The following is a 15726-nucleotide window of genomic DNA, read 5'->3' as shown; positions in this document are numbered from 1 at the left end:
GGCAGCGAAGAGCTGCGCGCTGCGCGCCGGCAGATGCGGCCCGGTTCGGCGGGGTGCGATGCGCTGTCGGCGCCGCAGGGCAGACCCGGTGCACCCGAGGGCCCCCGGGCGCGGCAGCCGTCAGGGCGCCAGCGTCTCCGTATGGCCGTCGATGGCGAGGATCTGCCCGGAGATCCGCCGCGCCGCGGGCGAGGCGAGGTGCAGCACGGCGGCGGCCACGTCCTCCACGCTCACCCAGGTGCGCAGGGAGACGCCGCGCACGTAGAGCTCCCGGGTCTCCTCCTCCGAGCGGCCGCTGGCGGCGGCTTCCATCGCCACCACCCGGTCCATGCGCGGGCCCTCCACCGCGCCGGGGCAGATGGCGTTCACCCGCACGCCCGCGGGGCCCAGCTCCATCGCCAGCGTCTTGGTGAGCCCCACGATCGCCCATTTCGCCGCCGAATAGGGCGATCGCAGCGGGTAGCCCGCCAGCCCGGCGGTGGAGGAGGTGAGCACGATCAGCCCGCTGCCCTGGGCGCGCATCAGCCGCGCCGCCCAGCGGCAGGTGAGGAAGGCGCCGTGCAGGCTGGTGGCGATGCAGGCCTGCCAGGCGGCGTAATCCAGCGTCTCGATGCGCCCCGCGGGCCCGCCGGTGCCGGCATTGGCGCAGACCACGTCCACCCCGCCCCATTCCGCCTCCACCTCCGACAGGAAGGCCGCCATCCCGGCCTCGTCCGTCACGTCGGCGGTGCGGGCGATGGCTCCGGGCAGCTCCGCGGCGCACCGGGCCACCGCCTCCGGATCACTGTCGCAGATCGCCACCCGGTCGCCCCGCGCGGCAAAGGCCCGGGCCAGGCCGGCCCCGATGCCGCTGCCGCCGCCGGTGATCAGAACGCGCTCGCTCATGCCTGTCCTCCTTCGCCTTCCGCCCGATACCTAGCATCCGGAGCCGGGATCGCCATGGCCGTATTGCCCTGCCACGGGCCCCGGGCGCGCGCCACGTCCCGGCCCCGGGGCGCCGGACTGCCCCGTCGGGCTCTCCGACCGCGCTCCATGCCACCTTGCGCCTGCCGGGCCCGGGGCCGTTCCCGGCCCGCGCGACGGCCCGCCGGGTGGCCGCCCGTGTCAGCCGTCGCAGCCCGGCGCCGGGTCTTCGCCGGGCGGGCGACAGGTGGCTGACGGCCCGGCCGGGCTCTCCGCCCGCACGGCTGCGCGCCGGGCCGGCGGCCTCGCCGATTGGCCGCAAGGCTGCTCGGGTGCGGTGCCGTCCTCGCGCTCGGGGGAGGCGCCGGGCCCCGCCGGGAGGTCGCGGTTCCGGCCGCCGGGAGGGCTACGGAGGCGCAAAAACGACATCCGTCGCGTCGCCCGCGTGTCAGACAGCCGCGGGCGGAGCGGGTCTATGGCAGCCTTTCCTGCCGGAGCATGCCGATGTTCGTTCCCGTCACCCTTCCCGCGCTGTTCACCCCGGCCGAATGCGATGCGCTGACCGCGCTGGGCGAGGCGGCGGGCTATGATCAGGGCGGTCTCGTGGGGGGCGCGCTGCTGGAAAACATCCGCTCCGCGCGCATCGCCTGGCTGGATGACGCGGGCTCCGCCGACTGGGTGATGGAGCGCATCGTGGCGGCGGTGGCCGAGGTGAACCGCACGCATTTCGACTTCGTCCTCACCGATTTCGCCGAGCGCATGCAGCTTGCCTGGTACGGCGAGGCGCAGGGCGGGCATTTCGACTGGCACACCGACATCGGCGACGGCGCGCTGGCCCGCCGGCGCAAGCTCACCCTCGTGGTGCAGGTCTCCGCGCCGGAGGCCTATGAGGGCGGCGCGCTGGAGACGAACGCCGACGCCAATATCCGCAGCGCGGACACCGCGCGCGGCTCGGCCACATTCTTCCCCGCCTTCGTGCTGCACCGGGTCACGCCCGTCACCCGCGGCGCGCGCCACTCGCTCACCACCTGGGTGCACGGCCCGGCCTTCCGCTGAAGGCGCCGGGCGGTTCCTGCCCCCGAAGGCCGGTTTCGGGCCATGGCTGAGCCAGAGCCCGCCCCGAACCGTGTTCAACCCCGGGTCCATCCCGGGCTGTGCCGAACCCGGGGCCCGACCCGGGCCGTGCCGAACGCGGGCGCCGCCCCGAACCATGCCTGGCCACGAGCCCGTCCCGGGTCGTGTCTGGCCGCGGAGGCCGCCCCGGGCCGCGCTGACCCCGAGGCCCGTCCCGGGCTGTGTCTAGCTCGAGGTCCTTTCCGGGCCGTGCTCGACCCCGGGTCCGCATCGGGCCGGGTCGCGAGTGAGACCCGCGCCGTTTGGTCGTCCCGCAAGGCCCTTTCCGGGGGTTGGCTGCGCCTGAAGCGCGGCCGGCGGTTGCCAGAGGCGGCCGGCCCCCCCCGACCGGGCGACCGCATGAGATCGGCGCTGAGCCGGTGGACGTGGGAGGCCTGTGCGGGGCTATCGCCGGCGGGGCGGCCTGCAGCTGCGACTCGCCCCGCTCCGCCCGGCAGCCTGGTCCCCGGGGCGATCGCGCGCCTGAGCCGCGGGAGATGCGCGCGGATTTGCAAATCCCGCCCGAAACGGGATGATGCGCCGCGAACGGATGGCAGAGGGAGGACGGAACATGGCCACGGAGCCCTGGAAGACGATGCAAGGCGCCCCCGCGCCCGGGCAGGAGATCATCGCGCTCGATGCGCTGGAACAGGGGGTGCGGGTGCTGACGCTGGAGGAGTTCGGCGTGATCCTGCTGCGCGAGGGCGACAGCGTGCGCGCCTACTGGAACGCCTGCCCGCACCAGTACCTGCCGCTGGACTGGCGCGCGCCCTCCATCCTCTCGGCCGATGGCACGAAGCTGATGTGCTCGAACCACGCCGCGATCTTCGACGCGCGCACCGGCGCGCCGGCGGAGGGATCGATCCCGGTCTCCTGCGGGCTCTGGGCCATCCCGATTGCGGTGGAGGGCGGAAAGGTGGTCGCTGCGTGACCCTGCCGATCGACGCCGTCCTGCCCGAGCTCGTCGCGCGCGTGCAGGCGGAGGGGCAGGCGGTGCTGCAGGCCCCGCCCGGCGCCGGCAAGACCACGCGGGCGCCGCTGGCGCTGATGGAGGCGCTGCCCGAGGGCCGCATCCTGATGCTGGAGCCGCGCCGCGTGGCCGCGCGCGCCGCCGCCGAGCGCATGGCCGACACCCTGGGGGAAAGCCCGGGCGGCCGGGTGGGCTACCGCATCCGCGGCGAGGCCGCCGTCTCCGCCGCCACCCGGGTGGAGGTGGTCACCGAGGGCGTGCTCACCCGGATGCTGCAGTCGGAGCCGGACCTGCCGGGCGTGGCCTGCGTGATCTTCGATGAGTTCCACGAGCGCTCGCTGCAGGCCGATCTCGGCCTCGCGCTCTGCCTCGAATCCCGCGGCGCGCTGCGCGAGGACCTCGCGCTGGTGGTGATGTCGGCCACGCTGGAGGCCGGACCCGTGGCGGAGCTGATGGGCGCGGGCATCGTCACGGCCCGGGGGCGCAGCTTTCCGGTGGAGACCCGGCATCTCGACGCGCCCTGGGCGAAACCCGGCGCCCGCGGCCCGCGCTTCGAGGCGGCGCTGGCCGATCTCGTGGCGCGCGCGCTGGCGGAGACGGAGGGCGGCGTGCTGGTCTTCCTGCCCGGCGAAGGCGAGATCCGCCGGGTGGAGGCGGCCCTCTCCGGCCGGCTGCCCGCCGGGGTGGACCTGCAGCCGCTCTACGGCGCCCTGCCGCTCGCCCGCCAGCGCGCGGCCATCGCGCCGGGCCCGCCGGGCCGGCGCAAGCTGGTGCTCTCCACCGCCATCGCCGAGACCTCGCTCACCATTCCCGACATCCGCGTGGTGGTGGATGGCGGACGGTCCCGACGGGCGCGCTTCGACCCGGGCTCGGGCATGTCGCGCCTCGTCACCGAGCGGGTGACCCGCGCGGAGGCCGAGCAGCGCCGCGGCCGCGCGGGCCGCGTGGCGCCGGGGGTCTGCTACCGGTTCTGGACCCGGGGCGAGGAGGGCGCGCTCGCCGCCCATGCCCCCGCCGAGATCGAGGCCGCCGATCTCACCGGCCTGCGGCTGGAACTCGCGCTCTGGGGGGCCGCAGCGGCCGAGCTGCCCTTCCTCACTCCGCCGCCGGCGGAGGCGCTGGCGGAGGCCGGCACGCTGCTCGCGGCGCTGGGCGCGCTCGATGCGCGCGGCGGGGTCACCGCGCATGGCCGGGCACTGGCCGCGCTGCCGTTGCACCCGCGCCTGGGCCACATGCTGTTGCGCGGCGCGGCCCTCGGCGCGGGGGAGACGGCGGCCCGCATCGCGGCGCTCGTCTCAGAGCGTGACCCGCTGCGCGGCGCGGGCGCCGATCTCGACCTGCGCCTGCGCGCGCTGAACCGCCCCGGCGAGGCCGCCGCCGCGCGGCCGGCCCTTGAGCGCATCCGCGCCGAGGCCACGCGCCTCGCGCGCCACCCGGCTTTCCGCGCCGCGCGCGAGCCGGGGGAAGGCGCCGCTCCCACGCCCGCCGGCCTCGCCTCCCTCGCCTGGCCGGACCGCATCGGCCTGCGCCGGCGCGGGGACGATCCTCGCTACCTGCTCTCCGGCGGCAAGGGCGCGGTGCTGGACGCGGCCGACCCGCTCGCCTCCCGGCGCATGCTGGTGGCGCTGGACCTGGACGGAGACCAGCGCGAGGCGCGCATCCGCCTCGCCGCCGCCTTCTCCGAAGCCGAGGCGAAGGCGCTGCATCCGGACCTGCTGGCCGAGGCGGAGGTCTGCGAATGGTCGCGGCGCGAACGTGCCGTGGTGGCGCGCAGCCGCTCCCTGCTCGGCGCGTTGGTGCTGGAGGACCGGGTGTGGCGCGAGGTGCCCGCCGCCGCCATCGCCGCGGCGATGTGCGAGGGCATCCTGCGCGACCTCGGGCTGGAGGCGCTGAACTGGTCGAAGCCCGCGCGCCTGCTCACCGCGCGCGTGGAGTTCCTGCGCGGGCAGGGGGCGGACATGCCGGACATGAGCCCCGAGGGCCTGCGCGCCAGCATCCGCACCTGGCTGGAGCCGCACCTGGGCCGGGCGCGCAGCGCCGCCGACCTCGCGCGGATCGATCTCCTCGGCCCGCTCGACAGCCTGCTGGACTGGGAGCGCCGCCAGGCGCTGGACCGGCTCGCTCCGGCGCAGATCACCGCGCCCACCGGCACGACGCTGGCGGTGGACTGGTCCGGCGCGCATCCGTCCGTCTCGGTGCGGCTGCAGGAGATGTTCGGCCTCACCGAGCACCCGGTGATCGGGCCGAAGCGCCTGCCGCTGCAGCTCGAACTGCTCTCGCCCGCCGGGCGCCCGGTGCAGGTGACCGCCGATCTCCCCGGCTTCTGGGCCCGCTCCTATGCGGAGGTGCGCAAGGACATGCGCGGCCGCTACCCGCGCCACCCCTGGCCGGAGGACCCGACCGTGGCCGAACCCACCCGCCGCGCGAAGCCGCGCGGCACCTGACCCCTCTTCGCCGCGGCCGGGCGCCCCGGGTCCATAGGATCCCGGGGCCGGGACCCCCGCGCCCGGGGGCCCCCCGGTCCTCCTGGGACGATCCGCCGGAGCGGAGCGGGCTGCCCGCCGCGGGCATCTCCCGCCCACTGCGCAGCGCGCGCCCGGCAACCCGCAACGCACTCCGCGCGGCGGTCGGGAGACCCGCGTCGGGGGCTGCCCGCTCCTCGTGCGACGGTCCGCCAGCCCGAAGCGCGCTGCCCGCCATGGGCGTTCCCCGACCACTGCGCGGCGCGCCCGCCCGGAAGCCCGCAGTGCACTCCACGTGGAGATCGGGGGCACCCAGCGCCGGGGGGCTACCCGGTCATCCCGCGACGGCCCGTTGGCCCCGGGCGTGCTGCCCCGGGTGCGTCTCCCGGCAAACCACCGCGCGAGGGGGCCGCCGGCGCCCTGGATTTGCCGGGTGAAGGGGTGCCCGCGCCGGGGGGCGGCGGATGGACCCCCGCGGGGCGGGTTTCCCCGCCTGTTTCCGTGCATTGTTCGAAATTGCATGAAACAGGGTTAATTCCTTGGCAAGGTTCCTCGCGTCGGAATCGAAACACAGAATGCCGGACACACCTGGCACAGGGGATAGGAATGCAGATCCAGCACGAACCGAGCTTCCGCCAATCCGTCGACATCATGTTCAACCGCGCAGCCGCGCTCCTGCACCTGCCTGACGGGCTGGAGGAGAAGATCCGGGTGTGCAACTCCACCTACACCGTGCGCTTCGGCGTGCGCCTGCGCGGGCAGATCCACACCTTCACGGGCTACCGCGCCGTGCATTCCGAGCACATGGAGCCGGTGAAGGGCGGCATCCGCTACGCCCTCTCGGTGAACCAGGACGAGGTCGAGGCGCTCGCGGCCCTGATGACCTACAAATGCGCGCTGGTCGAGGCGCCTTACGGCGGCTCCAAGGGCGGCCTGTGCATCGACCCCCGCGCCTGGGAGGAGGACGAGCTGGAGCGAATCACCCGCCGCTTCGCCTACGAGCTCATCAAGCGCGACCTCATCAACCCCTCCCAGAACGTGCCCGCGCCGGACATGGGCACCGGCGAGCGCGAGATGGCCTGGATCGCCGACCAGTACCGCCGCATGGCCACCACCGACATCAACGCCCGCGCCTGCGTGACCGGCAAGCCGCTGAACGCCGGCGGCATCGCCGGGCGCACCGAGGCCACCGGGCGCGGCGTGCAATACGCCCTGCGCGAGATGTTCCGCCACAAGGAGGACGTGGCGGAGGCGCATCTCACCGGCAAGCTGGCCGGAAAGCGGGTGATCGTGCAGGGGCTCGGCAACGTGGGCTACCACGCCGCGAAGTTCCTCTCCGAGGAGGACGGCTGCCTGATCACCGGCATCATCGAGCGCGACGGCGCCATCCTGGACCCCACCGGCCTGCCGGTGGAGCGGGTGCGCGCCCATATCGCGGAGACCGGCGGCGTGCGCGGCTTCCCCGGCGCCACCTACGTGGCGGACGGCTCCACCGTGCTGTGCGAGGATTGCGACATCCTCATCCCCGCCGCCATGGAAGGGGTGATCAACCTCTCCAACGCGCATTCGATCAAGGCGCCGCTCATCGTGGAGGCCGCGAACGGCCCCACCACGGCCGGAGCGGACGAGGTGCTGCGCTCCAAGGGCACCATCATCCTGCCGGACATGTACGCGAACGCAGGCGGCGTCACGGTCTCCTATTTCGAATGGGTGAAGAACCTCAGCCACATCCGTTTCGGGCGCATGCAGCGGCGGCAGGAGGAGGCGCGCCACCAGCTTCTGGTCGACGAGCTGGAGCGCATCGGCGGGCAGATGAAGTTCGCCGGCGCGCTCTCCGAGGGGTTCAAGGAGAACTATCTCCACGGGGCCGGGGAACTGGAACTGGTGCGCTCGGGCCTCGATGACACGATGCGCGAGGCCTACCAGTCGATGCGCTCGGTCTGGCGCAGCCGCTCCGACGTGACCGACCTGCGCCTCGCGGCCTACGTGGTCTCCATCGACCGGGTGTCGCAGAGCTACCGCGCCCTGGGCCTCTGACACGGCCCGGCACCGGAGCGAACCGCCCGGGCCCGGTCCGGGCGCAGCGGGGAACCTTCGGTGCCCGGTTCCGCCGCAGGGCGGGGCGTGAGGGCGGCGGCAGGCAAAGCCTGTCCCGTCGCGCACGCGTACGGCCAGAGCCAGCCGGAGGCGCTTGTCCCCGATGCCGGGTCTCGTGCCCGCTCCGGGCGGGCGGAGGGTGGTTGCACCGGGCGTTGCCGGTGGCGGGTGAGCTGCGGGAGGATGACAGGCGCTGCGTGACCGGGCAGCGGCTTGCCGCGCCTCGGGTGTCAGTTCCCCGCGTCGGGGTTGACCGTCGCGGGATAGACGGAGGACTTCCAGTCATAGCCCGCCTCGGCCTCGCGGCGGCCGAGGGCGAAGAGGGCTGCCATGTACTGCGGGTCGAAGGGCGCGGTCTCGCGCTCGTCGAAACTCTCGGGCACATAGGCGAGGTGGAAGGCGAAACCGTCCTCCTTCGCCCGGGCCTGGATGCCGAAGAGATCGCCGGTGGTCTGCGACTTGATCAGCGTGCTCACCGCGCGCTGGGCGATGTCGAGCACCCCGAGCGGCAGCGGGTCATAGTCCGGCCGCAGGCTGGCATTGCGGATCAGCCAGAGCGCGCGGCCCTCCGGGGGCACGCCGAGCCGGTCCATGATCGGCCGGGTGTCGAAGCCCGGCGGCGTCACGAAGATCGACTGGGTGACCCCGCCGTCGACATGCAGTTCGCTGCCCGCCACGCCGTTCTGCGTGACGCGGAACAGCACCGGCGAGAAGGCGGCGGGAATCGCGGCGGAGGCCAGCATCACCCTGCAGATCAGCTCCGGCGCATCCTCGCGCCCGGAGCTGGCAATGGCGCCGATGTCCCAGATCACCGGGCGCTGGGCATCGAGATTGGTGGTGCCGATCAGCAGCACGCGCCCGCGCTGGTACTGCTGCGCGATCCGGGCGACGAACTCCGGCGTGATCTGCTCGCGCAGCAGCCGCAGCAGCGGCGTCGAATCGCCCAGGGAGGCGGCCCCGAACAGCGCCTTCAGCGGCGCGAACTCCACGATCTGGTCCAGCGAGATGCTGGTGTAGAGATGGGCGATCTGGTCGTCCTCCTCCGGCCCGAGGAAGGCGAAGGGGGCGATCAGCGCGCCGGTGGAGATGCCGGTGACCACGTCGAACTCCGGCCGGTCGCCTTGCGCGCTCCAGCCGGTGAGCAGGCCGGCGCCGTAGGCCCCGTCCGATCCGCCGCCCGAGAGGGCGAGGATGTCGAACTTCCCCGGGCGGACATGGCTCGCGCGCCGGCGGTTCACGATCATCTCGACCATGTCGCTTGCGCGGGGCGAGACCTCGTCGCCGAAGAAGCGGATGCGGTCATAGCCGGGCAGCGCGGCGATGGAATCCCGTTCGGGGGCCGGAATCGCCGGGGGCATCCGGGGCAGGCCGGAGCACGCCGCCAGGGCGGTCAGCCCGCCGAGCAGCGCACGGCGCGCGATCATGCGGGATCTGCCGGGTCCGCTGCATCCGCCGGGGCGGCGCGCGCGGCGATCTGCAGCGAGATCGCCTGCGCCATCACCTTCGCCTCCTGCGCGGAGACCGAGCCGCCCACGCCCAGCCGCCGCCCGAAGCGCCACCACAGGCCGGGCGCGAAGCCGCGCGGGGCCGGGCTCTTCAGCCGCAGCACGAAACCGTTCGCCGGGCGGAAGGCGAGGAACCCGCTCTCCACCGCGACGATCTCGCTCACCGGGCAGAGCAGGGTGCCCTCGGAGGTGGTGAGGGCCTCTTCCGTGAGCAGCACCGTGCTGCCGGTGGCGCGCCAGACCAGCAGGGTGAGCGCCAGCGTGCCCAGCCCGGCCAGCGCCAGGACGAGGGTCTTCCACGCGCCGCTGCCCGCCTGCTCCACCGCGAGCACCAGCAGGAACACGCCCAATGCGCCCAGAACGGCCGTGGCGATCACCCGGCGCGGCGCGGCGCAGCCCAGGCGGGCGATGGGGGAGGGGGCGGTCGTCATGGGGCGATCTCCAGCCAGGCGGGCAGGTCGGCGATGCTGTCGAACACGAGGTCGGCATGCGGGGCGAGATCCGCGGCGCCGGCCACGCCGGTGAGCACGGCGATGGCGAGCGTGCCGGCGGCGCGGGCGGCGACGAGGTCGTGCAGGCTGTCGCCGACCATCGCCACTTCCCGCGGCGCGAGCCCGGTGACGGCGAGGAACCCCTCCACCATGCCCGGCCCCGGCTTCGCGCCGTAGCCGCTGTCATAGCCGGCGATGTAGTCGAAGCCGGCGGCGGCGGCGCCCAGGTGGCTGCGCGCCGCGGTCTCGCCGTCATTGGTGGCGACGCCGGTGCGCAGCCCGGCGCGGCGCAGCCGGCCGGTGAAGGCGGCGAGATCGGTGACGGGAGACATCGCCACCCCGGTGGCCCGGCGGTTGAGCAGCTCTTCCAGCCGCTCCGCGTCCCAGCCCGGCAGGTGCGGCAGCAGGCAGGCGGCAATGTCGGCCGAGGTGCCGGCGATCACCGGGGAGGCCGGGGTGAAGCGCCCGCGCCCGGCATCGAAGCCCCCGGCGGCGCAGAGCGCGCCGGCCCGCGCGGCGTCATCTCCGGCCAGTTCCGCCACGACCCGGGCGAACACCGGTGCCCAGGAGGACTGGAAGTCGAACAGCGTGCCGTCCTTGTCGAACAGCAGCCCCTTGATCCGCTCGTGCATCGCGGCAATCCTCCGGGCGGCAGCGCGGCGCCTGGGCCGCGGGAAACGATGAGGCGAGGCCCATGCCGAAGGACCGCGCGCCGCGCGCAAACTATGCATATTTCCGGGAGATGACCACCCGCTGGCGCGACAATGATGTCTACGGCCACATGAACAATGTCGTCTACTACGAGTTCTTCGACGCGCTGGTGAATCTCTGGCTGATCGAGGAGGCGGCCCTGCCGGTGCCGGAGGCGGAGGTCATCGGGCTGGTGGTGGAGACGGGCTGTGTCTACCACGCCTCGCTGGGCTGGCCGCGCGGGCTGGTCGCGGGGCTGGGGATGGAGCGCGTCGGCTCCAGTTCGCTCACCTTCCGCATCGGGCTCTTCGCGCCGGACGAGGATCTCGCCGCCGCCGAGGGCCGCTTCACCCATGTCTACGTGGACCCGGCCACCCGCCGCCCCGTGCCCCTGCCGGACGGCTTGCGCGCCGCAGCGGAGGCGCTCCGCGCGGCCGTCTGAACCGGGGGCCGTGCCCGGCCCGGCCCCGCGCGGGCCGCTCCGAGCAGCAGGCCGCTGCCGCCCGGAGGGGCAGCCGCCGGATCCGACGGCTTCCCCCGGCTGCCGGCCGCGCCCGATGGCGGAGCGGTCAGGTGCGGCGCGCAGCGGGCCACCGCCGGACGCAGGATCCCGGTCCCTCAGTCCCCCGGGGCCTCCCGTGTCAGGCGCGCAGCAGCGTGGCGATCTCCTCCCAGCTCAGCGCCGCGTGGTGGGCCTGCGGCACTGGTGGCAGGATGGTGCGCAGCATCTCCGAGCCGCTGAAGTGGATGCGCCGCACCGAGGCCGCGAGGCGCGCGGCGCTCTCGATCTGCAGCGGGCTGTCGTCCACGAAGGCCACCGGCGCCGACATCCGCCGGGCGAGCGCGGCCAGCGCCGGCCCTTTCGGCCCGGCGTTGGCGAGCAGCGGATAGTCCATGCCCAGCCCGGCGAGATTGGCCACCCGGTCGGCCCGCGCCCGTGCGGGCACGTTGGTGAGCACCACCACCTGCATCTCGCGCGAGAGCGCGGCCAGCGCCTCGGCGGCGCCGGTCACGGCCAGTTGCTGCCGGGTCTCGCTGTCGATGAAGCCGTCGAGCAGTTCGCGCAGCTGGAAGGCGCCCGGGGCCTGCCCGGTCTGCGCATGGCGGATCGCGCCGTCCAGCCGGTACTCGGTGAGGCGCAGCACCCAGCCCTGCGCGGCAAGCCAGCGGGTGAGGTGCTCGGCGAAGTGGATCAGCACCTCGTCGGCGTCGACGATGAGCAGCGGCCGGTCGGCGTCCAGGCGCAGGTCGCGGATCTCGCTGTGCAATGCTGCGTCCAGGGTCATGCCGCGCTCACGTCCAGTTCGGCAGGTCGCCGCCGGGCAGGGCCTGGCGCGCGCGCATCGGCGCGTCGGTCTTCAGCCCGGCCGCGGCGCAGAAGGCGGTCACCTGCTCGTCCTCCATCAGCAGGAAGTCGAGCACGAAGCCCAGGAACACCGGGTCCTCCAGCCGCCCGGCCAGCTCCGAGGGGTCGGTGCCCGACCAGCCCAGGAAGGAGCCGGCCCTGTCCGGGTCCTCCAGCAGCCAGGAAAAGGCGGAGAGACCGATCTCCTCGGCCGAAGGCTGCTTGTGATGACGCATGGTGCGAACTCCGCTATACTCGGTTGCGTTGGATCATTCATTCGATCGAAAACGATTCTATCAGCCTCTGGTGCCGGTGCAAATTTCGCGCCACTGTCGGGGCAGGAGCCTTGAAGGGTTCTGTCCGGTCCCCGTGAGGCGAAAAAGGGTATTTCAGGTGGCCCGTTCGGGCCGCGGGACCATGTCCGGTATTCCTCGTGGGGGGAGGGGGTGGTCGCTTTCGGGGAGCACAGATGTCTGGACGGATTCTGGTAATCGATGACGTCGAAACCAACCGCGTCATCCTCAGGACCAAGCTTGCTTCGCAATATTACTCGGTCCTCCTTGCAGAGAGCGGATATCACGGGCTCGACCTTGCCACGCGCGAGGAACCCGATGTCATCCTGCTCGACGTGGTCATGCCCGATATCGACGGGTTCGAGGTCTGCCGGCGGCTGAAGGCGGACCCCTGCCTCGCCCATATCCCGGTGGTGATGATCACGGCGCTCAATTCGCCCGAGGAGCGGCTGCGCGGCCTGGAGGTGGGTGCGGACGACTTCCTCTCCCGGCCGCTGTGCGACCTTGCCCTGTTCGCCCGGGTGCGCAACCTCATGCGCTCCAAGCTGATGTTCGACGAACTGCGCCTGCGCGACCGCACCTGCGGCGGCTCCGGGCCGGGCACCACGCTGGCGGAGGGCGACGCGCTCATCGCCAGCGGCGGCAGCAGCGTGCTCTTCGTCTCCGACCCGCCGGAGGAGGCGCAGGACTGGGCCACCCGGATGGGCCGCCGCCTGGGCATCCGCACCATGAGCTGCGACGCGGGGCAGACGGCGCTCAACATCGTGCGCGAAGCCCCGCCGGACGCCATCGTGATCTCGCAGCAGGTGCGGGACGGGGTGGACGGGCGCCAGTTGCTCGCCGCGCTGCGCTCGCATCCCGACACGCGGCAATCGGCCATCCTCTTCGCGGTGCAGGGCGAGGATTTCGCGCTGGCCGCCCAGGTTCTGGACCTCGGCGCGAGCGATTATTTCCACACCCCGCCGGACCCGGCCGAGCTGGCCGCGCGCCTGCGCGCGCAGCTCCGCCGCAAGCTGATCTCCGACGGCCTGCGCTCCACCCTGCGCGACGGGCTGCGCCTTGCGATGGTCGACCCCCTCACCGGGCTGTTCAACCGGCGTTACGCCCTCCACCACCTCGAGCGCATCGTCGCGCGTGCCCGCGCCACCGGGCGCGGTTTCGCGACCATGATGCTCGATCTCGACAGCTTCAAGTCGGTGAACGACCGCTACGGCCACCCGGCCGGGGACGCCGTGTTGCGCCAGTTCGCCGACCGCCTGCGCGAGACCGTGCGCGGCGAGGATCTGGTGGCGCGGCTGGGCGGCGAGGAGTTCTTCGTCGCCATGCCCGATGTCGATGCGCGCATCGCCGCCCAGGTGGCCGAGCGCATGCGCGTGGCGGTGGAATCGGCGCCCTTCGTGGTCGACGGCGTGCCCGAGGGCCTCTCGGTGACGGTGAGCATCGGGGTGAGCGTCGGCCACCACCCGGAGCCGCTGGAGGTGGCGGAGCTGATCAACCGCGCCGACGCGGCGCTCTACGCCTCCAAGCACGGTGGCCGCAACATGGTCACCGTGGTCGCCAACGCGGCCTGAACGGACGCGCGCCGCCGGGGGGACGCACCGGCGGGCCCCGCGCGCTTGACAGGGCGGCGCCGGGTGTGGCCCGACAGGACGGTGCCCGGTGTGGGCCGACATGGCGGTGTCCGGTGCGGGCCGACAGGGCGGCGCCCGGTGTGGGTCGGCGGGGCGGTGCCCGGTGCGGGCCGACGGGCAGTGTCTGGTGTGGGCCGAAGGGGCGGGAGCCCTGCAAGCGCGCCCCGGCCATGGCCCGGAGCGGGTGCGCCCCTTCGGGGAGCCATAGTCGGGCCGGGCCCGGATGTCCGGCCCTGTCCGCAGGGTGGATCACCCCCGGCGCAGGACCTCGGCATAGACCTCCAGCGTGGCGGCCTGCATCGCGGCGATGGAGTAGCGTGCGCGCACCCGTTCGAGCCCCGCGGCGCCGATGCGGGCGCGTTCCTCGCCGCTGAGGGCCATGGCGTGGCGCAGGGCTCCGGCGAGGGCCGCGGCATCGCCGGGGGGCACGAGCCAGCCCGACACGCCGTCGGCCACCGTCTCGCGCGCGCCGCCGTGGTTCGCGGCGATCACCGGGCGGCTCATCGCCTGGGCCTCGACCACCGAGCGCCCGAAGGCCTCCGGCTCCAGCGAGGGGCAGACCACCACGGCGGAGAGCTTCAGTGCCGCGGGCATGTCGGTCACGCTGCCCACCAGGCTCACGTCATGCATCAGCCCCGCGGCCTGCGCCTGCGCCTCGATCTCGCGGCCGAAGGCGCCGTAGGGGTCTCCGCCGGCCAGCACGATGCGGAACGGCAGCCGGCCGCCCTGCGCGATCAGCGCCGCGGCCTCCACCAGCAGGCCCTGTCCCTTCCAGCGCGTCAGCCGGCCGGGCAGCAGCACGATGGGGCGGGGGTCCTCGGTCAGCTCCCAGTCCGCGGTGATGGCGGCAGTGCGCTGGGGGGTGACGAGCGCCTCGTCGAACACCTCGAGATCGGCGCCGCGGGGGATGACCACGATGTCCTCGCGCGCCACGCCGTGGCGCTCCATCACCCGCGCGGCGATGAATTCGGACACCGCGATCACCGGCCGGCCCTTCGCCATCACCGAGTTGTAGAGACGCTTGCCGGGAAAGCCCTCGGAATAGCTGCCGTGGTAGGTGGTGACGAAGGGGCACCCCTCCGCCCGGGCGGCGAACCATCCGGCCCAGGCCGGCCCGCGGCTGCGCGCGTGGACGATATCCACCTTCTCCGCGAGGATGATCTCGCGGATGGCGCGGATGAAATCAGGCAGTTTCAGCGGGTTCTTCGCGTCGAAGCCGGGCAGGCGGATCAACTCGCCCCCGGCGCGGCGCAGCGCCTGTTCCAGCCGCCCGCCGGCGGAGGCCACCAGCGCCCGTCCCCCGGCCGCGGTGATGGCGGAGGAGATCTCGATCGCGCCGCGCTCCACCCCGCCTTCGTTCAGGGCCGGCACCAGTTGCAGCACCGTGAAACCCGGTGCATGGTCGGGCCCGCCACGCGTGTGCTCCTGCTCCTGCCCCGATGAGGACTGTTCCATGACTGCTCCGCACTTCCATTCCACGACCGAAGGCCGTCGGATTGCCTATATCAGAACCATGCCGGAGGGGGATGGGGCAAATCTCCCGGGGATCGTGTTTCTGGGCGGCTTCCGCTCCGACATGGAGGGCACGAAGGCCCTCTGGCTGGAGGAACGGGCCCGGGCGGAGGGCCGCGCCTTCCTGCGCTTCGACTATTCCGGCCACGGGCAGAGCTCGGAGGATTTCCTCGACGGCTGCATCGGCGACTGGGCCTCGGACGCGGCGCAGGTGATCGCGGCGCAGGCCATGGGGCCGCAGATCCTCGTCGGTTCCTCCATGGGGGGCTGGATCTCGCTCCTGCTGGCGCGGGAGCGGCCGGAGCGGGTGGCCGGGCTGGTGGGCATCGCCGCCGCGCCGGATTTCACCGAGGACAGCATGTGGGAGGGCTTCTCCGACAAGCAGCGCGCCGAGATGGAGGCGACCGGCCGGGTGGCCCTGCCGTCGGACTATTCCGACGAGCCCTACATCATCACCGCGCGGCTGATCGAGGACGGGCGGCGCAACCTGGTGCTGCGCAGCCCGCTGAGGCTGCCGTTCCCCGTACGCCTGCTGCACGGTACGGATGACACGGACGTGCCCCTCACCGTGCCCATGCGCCTCATCAGCCATGCGCAGGCGCATGACATGCGCCTCACCGTGATGAAGGGCGCGGACCACCGCTTCTCCGCCGCGACGGACCTGCACCTGATCTGGTCCGCGGTGGCGGAGGTGACGGCCAGCCTGGGCTGAGC

At 73.5% G+C, this 15726-nt stretch carries 14 protein-coding genes; 7 read left to right on the top strand and 7 right to left on the bottom strand.

Features of this window, described 5'->3' with window-relative positions:
* Window positions 1–120: 120 nt before the first annotated feature.
* On the bottom strand, window positions 121–885 hold the full coding sequence (locus tag FDP22_RS00160; RefSeq protein ID WP_138575820.1) for an SDR family oxidoreductase: 765 nt from the start codon (window positions 883–885) through the stop codon (window positions 121–123).
* Window positions 886–1407: 522 nt separating this feature from the next.
* Between FDP22_RS00160 and FDP22_RS00155 the strand changes: the two genes are divergently transcribed.
* From FDP22_RS00155 to FDP22_RS00140, 4 genes are all read left to right on the top strand, one after another.
* A complete protein-coding gene (locus tag FDP22_RS00155) occupies window positions 1408–1959 on the top strand; it encodes a 2OG-Fe(II) oxygenase (protein ID WP_138575821.1) in 552 nt (183 codons plus the stop codon).
* Window positions 1960–2587: 628 nt separating this feature from the next.
* Entirely contained in the window at window positions 2588–2947 is a 360-nt protein-coding gene (locus FDP22_RS00150) for a Rieske (2Fe-2S) protein (RefSeq protein ID WP_170317527.1), read from the top strand.
* Window positions 2944–5430, top strand: a complete 2487-nt coding sequence (gene hrpB / locus FDP22_RS00145; protein ID WP_138575823.1) for an ATP-dependent helicase HrpB — start codon at window positions 2944–2946, stop codon at window positions 5428–5430. Before FDP22_RS00150 ends, hrpB begins: the two co-directional genes overlap by 4 nt.
* Before the next feature lie 624 nt (window positions 5431–6054).
* The gene (locus FDP22_RS00140) at window positions 6055–7485 is read left to right on the top strand and encodes a Glu/Leu/Phe/Val family dehydrogenase (RefSeq protein ID WP_138575824.1); all 1431 of its coding nucleotides are present in this window, start codon (window positions 6055–6057) and stop codon (window positions 7483–7485) included.
* A 290-nt stretch (window positions 7486–7775) separates the two neighbouring features.
* Here the strand turns inward: FDP22_RS00140 and FDP22_RS00135 are convergent, their stop codons facing one another.
* From FDP22_RS00135 to FDP22_RS00125, 3 genes are read right to left on the bottom strand one after another with little or no spacing between them, the layout of a single operon-like run.
* A complete protein-coding gene (locus FDP22_RS00135; protein WP_138575825.1) occupies window positions 7776–8969 on the bottom strand; it encodes a patatin-like phospholipase family protein in 1194 nt (397 codons plus the stop codon).
* Window positions 8966–9481: a hypothetical protein gene (locus FDP22_RS00130; protein WP_138575826.1), complete on the bottom strand. Its 516-nt coding sequence runs from the start codon at window positions 9479–9481 to the stop codon at window positions 8966–8968. Before FDP22_RS00130 ends, FDP22_RS00135 begins: the two co-directional genes overlap by 4 nt.
* Window positions 9478–10173 (bottom strand): HAD family hydrolase, encoded by a 696-nt coding sequence (locus FDP22_RS00125; protein ID WP_138575827.1) that lies wholly within the window; start codon window positions 10171–10173, stop codon window positions 9478–9480. Before FDP22_RS00125 ends, FDP22_RS00130 begins: the two co-directional genes overlap by 4 nt.
* Window positions 10174–10235: 62 nt before the next feature.
* Here FDP22_RS00125 and FDP22_RS00120 point away from each other — a divergent pair, with 62 nt between their 5' ends.
* Window positions 10236–10673: an acyl-CoA thioesterase gene (locus FDP22_RS00120; protein WP_138575828.1), complete on the top strand. Its 438-nt coding sequence runs from the start codon at window positions 10236–10238 to the stop codon at window positions 10671–10673.
* 199 nt (window positions 10674–10872) lie between these two features.
* Here the strand turns inward: FDP22_RS00120 and FDP22_RS00115 are convergent, their stop codons facing one another.
* Both FDP22_RS00115 and FDP22_RS00110 read right to left on the bottom strand, forming a co-directional pair.
* Entirely contained in the window at window positions 10873–11517 is a 645-nt protein-coding gene (locus tag FDP22_RS00115; protein ID WP_138575829.1) for an HAD family hydrolase, read from the bottom strand.
* A 7-nt stretch (window positions 11518–11524) separates the two neighbouring features.
* Window positions 11525–11812, bottom strand: coding sequence for a DUF3572 domain-containing protein (locus tag FDP22_RS00110; protein ID WP_138575830.1), 288 nt, complete (start codon window positions 11810–11812; stop codon window positions 11525–11527).
* Between the two features lie 233 nt (window positions 11813–12045).
* On the opposite strand from FDP22_RS00110, the gene FDP22_RS00105 reads away from it, so the two are divergent.
* A complete protein-coding gene (locus FDP22_RS00105) occupies window positions 12046–13440 on the top strand; it encodes a PleD family two-component system response regulator (protein ID WP_138575831.1) in 1395 nt (464 codons plus the stop codon).
* Window positions 13441–13749: 309 nt separating this feature from the next.
* Here the strand turns inward: FDP22_RS00105 and FDP22_RS00100 are convergent, their stop codons facing one another.
* A complete protein-coding gene (locus FDP22_RS00100) occupies window positions 13750–14955 on the bottom strand; it encodes a glycosyltransferase family 4 protein (RefSeq protein ID WP_138575832.1) in 1206 nt (401 codons plus the stop codon).
* Here FDP22_RS00100 and FDP22_RS00095 point away from each other — a divergent pair.
* Entirely contained in the window at window positions 14954–15724 is a 771-nt protein-coding gene (locus FDP22_RS00095; protein ID WP_138575833.1) for an alpha/beta fold hydrolase, read from the top strand. The two genes, FDP22_RS00100 and FDP22_RS00095, sit on opposite strands and share 2 nt — an antisense overlap.
* The last annotated feature ends 2 nt before the right edge of the window (window positions 15725–15726 follow it).

Source organism: Paroceanicella profunda (assembly GCF_005887635.2).
Classification (GTDB): domain Bacteria; phylum Pseudomonadota; class Alphaproteobacteria; order Rhodobacterales; family Rhodobacteraceae; genus Paroceanicella; species Paroceanicella profunda.
This window is presented reverse-complemented; position numbering and strand designations above follow the sequence as displayed.